Source organism: Microcoleus sp. B4-C2, from assembly GCF_036705265.1.
Lineage (GTDB): Bacteria > Cyanobacteriota > Cyanobacteriia > Cyanobacteriales > Microcoleaceae > Microcoleus.
Window position 1 is genome coordinate 1,485 of record NZ_JAUBUB010000151.1, and the last position, 8,280, is coordinate 9,764.

The following is an 8,280-nucleotide window of genomic DNA, read 5'->3' on the forward strand; positions in this document are numbered from 1 at the left end:
GGCTGGGCAGAAAAGCCCGCCCAAAGCAACAGGCAAGATGCCTGTTCCACAACCTATCAATTTATTGTGGGCTGGGCAGAAAAGCCCGCCCAAAGCAACAGGCAAGATGCCTGTTCCACAACCTATCAATTTATTGTGGGCTGGGCCGAAAAGCCCGCCCCAAAAAGAATTATCTCGCGCCCTTTTACACCTTAAACTTCTCCACAATCCGTCTCATCGCTTCTTCCACATTCTCCCGACTATTAAACGCCGAAATGCGGAAATAACCCTCACCCGCCGCACCAAAACCAGAACCCGGAGTTCCCACCACATTACAAGTTTCCAGCAACTTCTGAAAGAAATCCCAACTCGACAAACCGTGAGGCGTTTTCACCCACACATAAGGTGCATTTTCGCCACCAAAAACCTCGATTCCCGCCGCTGTCAATTTCTCGCGAATAATCGCAGCATTTTCCATGTAAAAATTGACTAATGCCTGAATCTGTGCCTTGCCAGCCTCTGAATAAACCGCCTCAGCACCGCGCTGCACGATGTAAGAAACTCCGTTAAATTTAGTAGATTGGCGGCGGTTCCACAGCTTCCAAATTTCGATATCGGAACCGTCGGCTGCTTTTCCAGTCAAAGTCTTCGGTACAACTGTTAACGCACAGCGAGTACCCGTAAAACCAGCATTTTTGGAAAAAGAACGAAATTCGATCGCACAATCCCGCGCCCCTTCAATTTCGTAGATAGAATGGGGTAAACTCGGATCGGTAATATACGCTTCGTAAGCCGCATCGAAGAAAATAATCGAACCGTTAGCTTTAGCATAATTTACCCAAGCTTGCAAGTGTTCCTTAGTTGCAGTTGCGCCCGTCGGGTTATTCGGGAAACACAGGTAAATTAAATCGACTTTTTTGTCAGTTGGAATTTCCGCAGTAAAATTGTTTTCCGCTGTAATTGGCAGGTAAACTAAGCCGCCGTATTCGCCATTTTCGTTCGCATCTCCCGTGTGCCCAGCCATCACGTTAGTGTCTACATACACCGGATAAACTGGATCGGTAACTGCGATCGTGTTATTGTTGCCAAAGATATCGAGAATATTGCCACAATCGCACTTAGAACCATCAGAAATAAAGATTTCCGAAGCATCAACATCGCATCCCCGCGACTTGAAATCGTGTTCGGCAATTTTTTCCCGCAGCCACTCATAACCTTGTTCCGGGCCGTATCCTTTAAAGGTATCCCGCGAGCCCATGTCTTCCACCGCCTTCACCATCGCCTCCCGACAAGCAGCCGGTAGCGGTTCCGTTACGTCGCCAATCCCCAGCCGGATGATGGGCGCTTGGGGATTCGCCTCTGCATAGGCTTTCACCCTGCGCCCAATTTCTGGAAACAGGTAGCCGGCTTTGAGTTTGAGGTAGTTGTCGTTGATAGTTGCCATAGTTCGATCGCTACAGAATGTCGTAGAATAGCTTATACCATTTTAGATTTTAGATTTTAGATTTTAGATTTGAAGAATTGAAGAATTGAAAAACTGGGAATGACTGATGACTATGGGGGTTGGCAGCTTGCAGGCAGTTGCATTCTGTTTTGAAATTGGTATTACTACTAATCGTCTTTCTCAAGCAAAAGGAAGTTCGGCAACAAATTTTATCAGGGATTTAACGGATTTAACGGATGGATATTGAGGAGCGAGGGAAGATTTTCCCCGTTCGGACACTCGAACACTCGGCAAATCCGCCATCACAGGCAATCTGCAGAGTCGCTCACAGCTATTGACAAAAAAATCAAACTATCTTGTATAATCAGAATAGTGTGCAGCGCAGAAACAATTATGGACGAGATCGAGTACGCCAAACTCTATCAGGAACTGGCGGCAATTCTGGATGAGTTTAATTTGGGTTGGGTAGTGCAACAAGTAGCGGATACTGTAGAGATAGGCAAAGTAATTGAAGAGCGATCGCTCAAAAGAAAAACACCTCTGCTCAAGATAGAAGATTATACCGCAAAAGAACAACTTTTGCTGTTAATTAATGCTGTTGAACAAGCGACGGTCAACACTTCCGAAATGGAAGACGAAATTGCTTATTTCTTGAAAGTAGAATCAGAAACCTCACCCCTCGGCACAAAAATTACCTTTGCCAATTCAGGTGCAGAAACTGCCAAAACAATTGAGTTTACCTCCAGCGTCACAGCCCCCCGTCACAAACAGGCGATCGCCCTCAAGCACTTGCTGGAAAAACTGCCCTCCGGGCCCAGCAACTACGCCATCAATTCCGAAATTAAAAGCAAATTAAAAAGCTCGATCGATCCAGATTTTAACACAGCAGCAGAACAAGCCAGAATTTTTGACACTTACCTCTTCACAATCTTGCTAAAAGCAGTTGCTAATGAAGGCGGTACTATTTATTACAACAATGTTTTAGACGACGAAACACCGAAATATTTAACATTTAGAAAAACAGCGGGAAAAATTCACGGAACGGCACATCCCTATACTCATGCTGTTGTGGAATTTCCCGACAAACCAGCCCTGGAAGTTCACCTAGGAGTAAAAGTCCAAGGTAGAGCCGGAGTTTTGCACAACTGCAACGTTTTAATTTTGTACCAAAAAGAAGCAAATATCTGCCGCTTGCTTAACCGCGAACCTCGGCACTCGCAGGTAATTTTAGCAGTAAAATCGGAACACAGCACCTCAGAACTTCAACTAGAAATGGCTGGTGCTTTTATCGGCTTAGCATCAGACATTCGCTATGAAGGTGGCAGCTATTTCATTTCTAACAGTTACTCACAACCCGTAGCCAAACTGCTAACTACTGCTCGCAAAAAATGGGAACACAACATTTTTCCGAGAGCCACAAACGATGTCCACCGAATGATGTACTCGTTTCAAACTATCTTTAAAGACTTTAAAGCCAGAAACTGATTCAATTAATCAGGACTAAGGCCAACTGTCACAAAAGTCTTGCTACATTTTTTGTGTTAGGTTTCGTTTCACGAGCCTAACCTAGTGTCTGATTCAAGTAAGGAATGTTTTTCTGGTTGTTTCCGGAGGGGTAAATTCGAGTTTCCTAAATTTGCCCGGTTAAATGTATCTGCTAATGTATCTGCTACATGAGCCAAGAAAATAATCTATCATGTTGCGAGCACCCGAACCTTACGAATAATGTTTAAGAAAGATAAATCTTCCCTGTTGTTTACGATCGGAGCCGCCACACTTCTGATCGGTTTAGGCTTTGTCACCTACTACCTCGTCATCTCCCGTGGGCCCGCCAAAGATTTGCCGCCGGGGGCAACGGTTGTCCCGCAAGATACGATGATGGCCCTATCCATCAGCACCGATGAATCGCAGTGGAATAGACTGCGAGAATTTGGCACGCCGGAGTCAAAAGCTTCGTTTGAGAGGTTTTTAACTCAAATGCGCGATCGCCTGCTCACAAGCAACGGCTACGCCTACGGGCAAGACATTCAACCCTGGGTTGGTAACACAGCAATGGTAGCCTTTCTCCGCAACAAAATAGCTATACCAGCCCCCTCGCCGGCACCCAACACGCCCCCATCTCCGCCAATTCAACAGTCAGTGGCAATTATCCTGCCAATTGCCAACCCAGTCAAAGCCAAAGAATTATTAGCAAAACCCAGACCCCTTAGCCAAGGAAAAATTGTTGAGCGTAATTATAAAGGGGTGCAAGTCACAGAAACTCAAGGCGTACCCGATCGCAATTTCTCCGTCGCGGTACTCGGCACAAGGTATCTAGCAGTCACCACAGATCCTAGCGCTACAGACAGAATAATCGACACCTACAAAGGCGAACCTTCCCTAGCAAAAACCCCTGGCTATGCAGACGCCATAGACAAAATAAAAAGTCCGGGAGCCTTCGGTCAAATCTACGTCAATATGCCCGTTGCCGCCGCCTATGCCGCCGCCAACTCAGCCCGCGAAATTTCGCCAGAAAGCCTCGAAAAACTGCAACAAAATCAGGGATTTGCCACCACAGCGACGCTGGAAGAAGAAGGAATTGCCTTCAAATCAGTCTCTTGGCTAAAACCCGATTCTACCAGAAGGATAGCAGTAGAAAACAATGCTCTAAAAATGGTTAACCGCCTGCCAAACAATACAATAATGATGGTATCCGGCGGCAACTTGCAGCGTTTGTGGCAAGACTACGTATTGGGAGCCGAGGCCAACCCGATTTCCCCGATTAATCCCCAAGTTTTACGCACAGGTTTAAAATCCACTACGGGCCTGGATTTAGATAAAGACTTGATGAACTGGATGGCGGGAGAATTTTCTCTATCATTAATACCAGCGCCAGCCCAGAATCCCAGAGACAAATTTGCTGCCGGATTTGTATTTATGGTGGAAACAAACAACCAGGGTGCTGCGAACAAATCCCTGAAACAGCTTGATGAAACGATGAAAAGTAAAGGATTTAGAGTGGAGGAAATTCAAGTCGGCGGCAAACCGGCGATTAAATGGACATCGCCGTTTGGAGGGATTACGGTAACTCGCGGCTGGATGAACAATGTAGCGTTTATGACAGTAGGAGCTCCCGTGGTTGATGCGATCGTTCCGGCACCAAAAAGTCCGCTTTTAAGCAGCGAACTGTTCCAGAAAACAGTACGATCGCAACTTACACCCCACAACGGTAATTTCTTCATCGACACCGAGAGTGCGTTTAACCCGAAAAACCTAGCTTTGCCGGAGTTTCCTCCCAGCCAAAAAATGTGGATAGACGCCACGCGGTCGATCGGCGTTACAGCGGCCGTCATTGGCGATCGTACCACCCGTTATGACGCTTTTGTCGGTCTCAAAAAATCCACCCAATCCACTCCTTCACCGGGCCTTGCTTCACCGCGCCCTGCTTCACCGCGCCCTGCTTCTCCCAGTCCCTCGCCCACTGTCCAAACTTCACCCAATTAACTCTTAAATCCTGCCACAAATCCGCCTGCACACCCCCTTAAACACCAACAGGGCGATCGATTAAAATCCAAAACCCGCCGATCGAAATCGGCAATAATCGAGTTGACTATAAGAGGGAAATAGAGCCGGATTTAAGGAGTTTTACTTCACAAAACCTCACACAAATAAACCCAAAAACCCGGTTTTTTATTTAAATAAACCGGGTTTCTGAACACCCTAACAATTTGACTTACTAAAGAAGAATTCAGCAGCCAGAATCCAGAAGGGATTCTGTGCGACAGGATGGAGAATCGAGGTTTAAAGCCCCGATTTTAATCGTGGATCACAAAAATTCTTTCCGTGACCCTTAACTCTCACTTCAGGCAGGGGGTATTCAGAATTCTGAATTCTGGATTCTGACTCCTTCTCATTTCTGCTTTTCATAATTTTACTTTTCGGCAAATGTAGAGTATTTTTTGTTTTGTATAAAATATTTGGGGATGTTTCCGGGTCAGTCTTGGGGGAGCATCTCATATTTGTAAAAACACTTCTTCTGGCTCCTTCCTTCTGACTCTTTCCTCCTGCCCCGCAGCAAGAGAGCCTTCTGCCTCACAACTCCAATTTTGGGCTTGCCTGCTTTCATTGAGATGCTCCCAGTCTTGGACGCAAAAACCTAGTTTTTGAACCCCTCTACTTCCTTCATACTATCAATAATAGTTAAAAGCCCCGGTTCCTCCCGGTGGGAGTGCCTCTAGAAAAGTATTTTTTGTGTTTTTTTATTAATATGTCATGCGGAAGATACAGAGCCTAGCCATTTCGAGTTATATTTAGATTGTGGAGAAGATACGCTGAGAAAATTGCAAAACCAGAGGCCAATTCTACCCATTGACTCCTAAATGCAATTGCAGTCAGAAACCAGGTTGCTTCATAAATATAGCGTCTTCAACAGTTCTGAAAAACCTATGCAGATATTGGCATTCCTAGTCAGCACCTGTACAACATCGGAACCGGCAGTCAAGCATCTTAACTGACTACGTTCATCTGGTCACGACACCGTGATGTAAACGCCAGCAATATGCACTGTCGAAGGCGATTAAGGAACGAGTGAACAGGTTGATAGCCAAGCGTATCGCTTTCCTAAGCAGGGAACGTGAACCTTTACCAGGCAAACCTTACTTAGCAATAAGACTTACAGAATAGCTCACAAATACCCCCTCTGAAAATGAGGGGTAGATTTCCAATCTTCTACGCACATTGACCAGACACAGCACAGATGTGCAGATATTTAGTGACACAGCCGTCAACCCAAGTTTTTTCTACAAAGCCGGTTTCTTTACCTAATTTCTGTGATTTATATATTTTACCCATTAAAAACCTATGAAAACCGTCAAAAATATTCAAAAAACGTCGAAATCCCTATCTAAAGCAAGAATAAGCAAACTGGCACTTGCTCTGCAAATAGTCTTAATAAATCTTTACTTTGTGCAAGCAAAAGCTGAAGGTCAAACAATTGTGCCAGCGGCGGACGCAACGGGTACTACCGTCACTCCCGCAGCGCAAAACGGAACTCCTGGGCAGCCAACTCGCTTCGATATTGAAGGCGGACAATTATCGAGCGATCGACAAAATCTTTTCCACAGCTTTACAGAATTCGGCTTGTCGGAAAATCAGATTGCCAACTTTATATCAAACCCGAACATTCGCAACATTTTAGCGGGCATAGGCGGCGGCAACCCCTCGATTATTAACGGCTTAATTCAAGTAACCGGCGGCAATTCTAACTTGTTTCTAATGAATCCATCCGGCATCATATTTGGCAACAGTGCCAGCTTAAACGTGCCGGCTTCTTTCACAGCAACCACCGCCACCGCTATTGGATTTGGTTCAAACTCGTTTAACGCTGTCGGTAGTAGCACTTACACATCTCTGACAGGCGTGCCCAATTCCTTTGCTTTTGGGGCCGATCGAGCAGGGGCAATTATCAACACAGCCGACTTAGCAGTCAAATCAGGGCAGAACTTAACCTTGCTAGGCGGCACCGTTGTCAGCACAGGCAGCCTTTCTGCCCCAGACGGTCAACTTACCGTAGCATCAGTCTCCGGGACAAATTTAGTGCGCGTCAGCCAGCGAGGCAATTTGCTGAGTTTGGAAATCGAGCCTCCCTCAGCGACGAGCCCAGGAACAGCGCCAACAGCTTCGACATTCTCGATCGCAACCTTGCCCGAACTGCTCACAGGCATCGGTGAAACGAACGCTACAGGCCTCAGCGTCAATGCCAACGGTGAAGTGGTACTCACGGCCTCTAACCGAGCAGTAGCTGCGGGGGACGTGGCACTAAAAGATGCAAACGCTCGGGCGATCGAAATTCAAGCAGCCAACAGCATTGCAGTCAGCGGAAACCTGACAAGTTCCCAAGGCGGCCCAATCGCCCTAGAAGCTAGGGGTGACATTCGCACTGCGGATCTCGACTCCGACTCCGACACCACCGCAGGCGGCAACATCACCGTCACCAGCCGTACAGGAAAAGTAGAAACAGGCAATATCAACGCAGGATCGATCGACAAAAACAGCAACGCCGGAGACGTTAGTATTGCAGCACCCTCAAGCAGCATTCAAACAGGTTTCATAGACGCCAACTCCGAAGAAAAACAAGGTGGCGAAGTCACCCTCAACGGCCGCAGCGACATAGAAGTAACCCATATCAACACCGAAGGTAGAACAGGCGGAGGAAAGATAGACATTACAGCCGGCGGCAATTTCCGAGCGACAGGCACTTTCACAAACGATAACAACTGCTTGTCGCAAGCTTGCAGCATTTCCGCATCCACGACTGGTAGCGCCAATGGTGGAGATATCACCATTCGCCACGGTGGCGAAGCCTCGAACACTCTTTTCACCATCGGGCCAGACTATAACAGAGTCAACGGTACTGCTGGCAGCATTGCCACCGGCGGTCCAAAGAAGGAAAATGTGATTACAAAGGGAGGTTATTTCAGCCCCAACCCTCAGATAGTACAGCCGACACAAATTAACATTACGGCTTCTTCAGTATCGCCAGCACCAACACCAGCACCCGCAGCGACACCCGCACCAACACCAACACCCGCACCAACACCAACACCCGCAGCGACACCCGCACCCGCACCCGCACCCGCACCAACACCCGCACCCGCAGCGACACCCGCACCCGCACCCGCACCAACACCCGCAGCGACACCAACCCCAGCACCCACACCCGCACCCGCACCAACACCAGCACCCGCACCCGCACCAACACCAGCACCCGCAGCGACACCAGCACCAGCACCAGCACCAGCGCCAGCACCAGCACCAGCACCAGCACCAGCACCAGCACCAGCACCAGCACCAGCACCAGCACCAGCACCAGCACCAGC

General features: G+C 47.7%; 6 protein-coding genes. 5 read left to right on the plus strand and 1 reads right to left on the minus strand.

The window, feature by feature from the left end; genetic code table 11:
* Nucleotides 1-195: hypothetical protein (locus QUB20_RS27215; RefSeq protein ID WP_333250729.1), on the plus strand; the 195-nt coding region annotated here is incomplete at its 5' end.
* On the opposite strand, the gene QUB20_RS27220 is transcribed toward QUB20_RS27215, so the two are convergent.
* Nucleotides 185-1,423: an LL-diaminopimelate aminotransferase gene (locus QUB20_RS27220; protein ID WP_333250731.1), complete on the minus strand. Its 1,239-nt coding sequence runs from the start codon at nt 1,421-1,423 to the stop codon at nt 185-187. The two genes, QUB20_RS27215 and QUB20_RS27220, sit on opposite strands and share 11 nt — an antisense overlap.
* Nucleotides 1,424-1,529: 106 nt before the next feature.
* Between QUB20_RS27220 and QUB20_RS27225 the strand changes: the two genes are divergently transcribed.
* The 4 genes from QUB20_RS27225 to QUB20_RS27240 all read left to right on the plus strand — a co-directional run.
* Nucleotides 1,530-1,670 (plus strand): hypothetical protein, encoded by a 141-nt coding sequence (locus QUB20_RS27225; protein ID WP_332950583.1) that lies wholly within the window; start codon nt 1,530-1,532, stop codon nt 1,668-1,670.
* 146 nt (nt 1,671-1,816) lie between these two features.
* On the plus strand, nt 1,817-2,908 hold the full coding sequence (locus tag QUB20_RS27230) for a hypothetical protein (protein ID WP_333250733.1): 1,092 nt from the start codon (nt 1,817-1,819) through the stop codon (nt 2,906-2,908).
* Between the two features lie 240 nt (nt 2,909-3,148).
* Nucleotides 3,149-4,906, plus strand: coding sequence for a DUF3352 domain-containing protein (locus QUB20_RS27235; protein WP_333250735.1), 1,758 nt, complete (start codon nt 3,149-3,151; stop codon nt 4,904-4,906).
* A 1,356-nt stretch (nt 4,907-6,262) separates the two neighbouring features.
* Nucleotides 6,263-8,280 (plus strand): two-partner secretion domain-containing protein (locus QUB20_RS27240; RefSeq protein ID WP_333291793.1); only part of this gene is annotated, 2,018 nt, incomplete at its 3' end.

Excerpts from the sequence above, each read along its gene's own strand:
- QUB20_RS27235 (WP_333250735.1), top strand. The coding sequence starts at position 3,149 with ATGTTTAAGAAAGATAAATCTTCCCTGTTGTTTACGATCGGAGCCGCC.
- QUB20_RS27225 (WP_332950583.1), top strand. The coding sequence starts at position 1,530 with ATGACTATGGGGGTTGGCAGCTTGCAGGCAGTTGCATTCTGTTTTGAA.
- QUB20_RS27230 (WP_333250733.1), top strand. The coding sequence starts at position 1,817 with ATGGACGAGATCGAGTACGCCAAACTCTATCAGGAACTGGCGGCAATT.
- QUB20_RS27220 (WP_333250731.1), bottom strand. The coding sequence starts at position 1,423 with ATGGCAACTATCAACGACAACTACCTCAAACTCAAAGCCGGCTACCTG.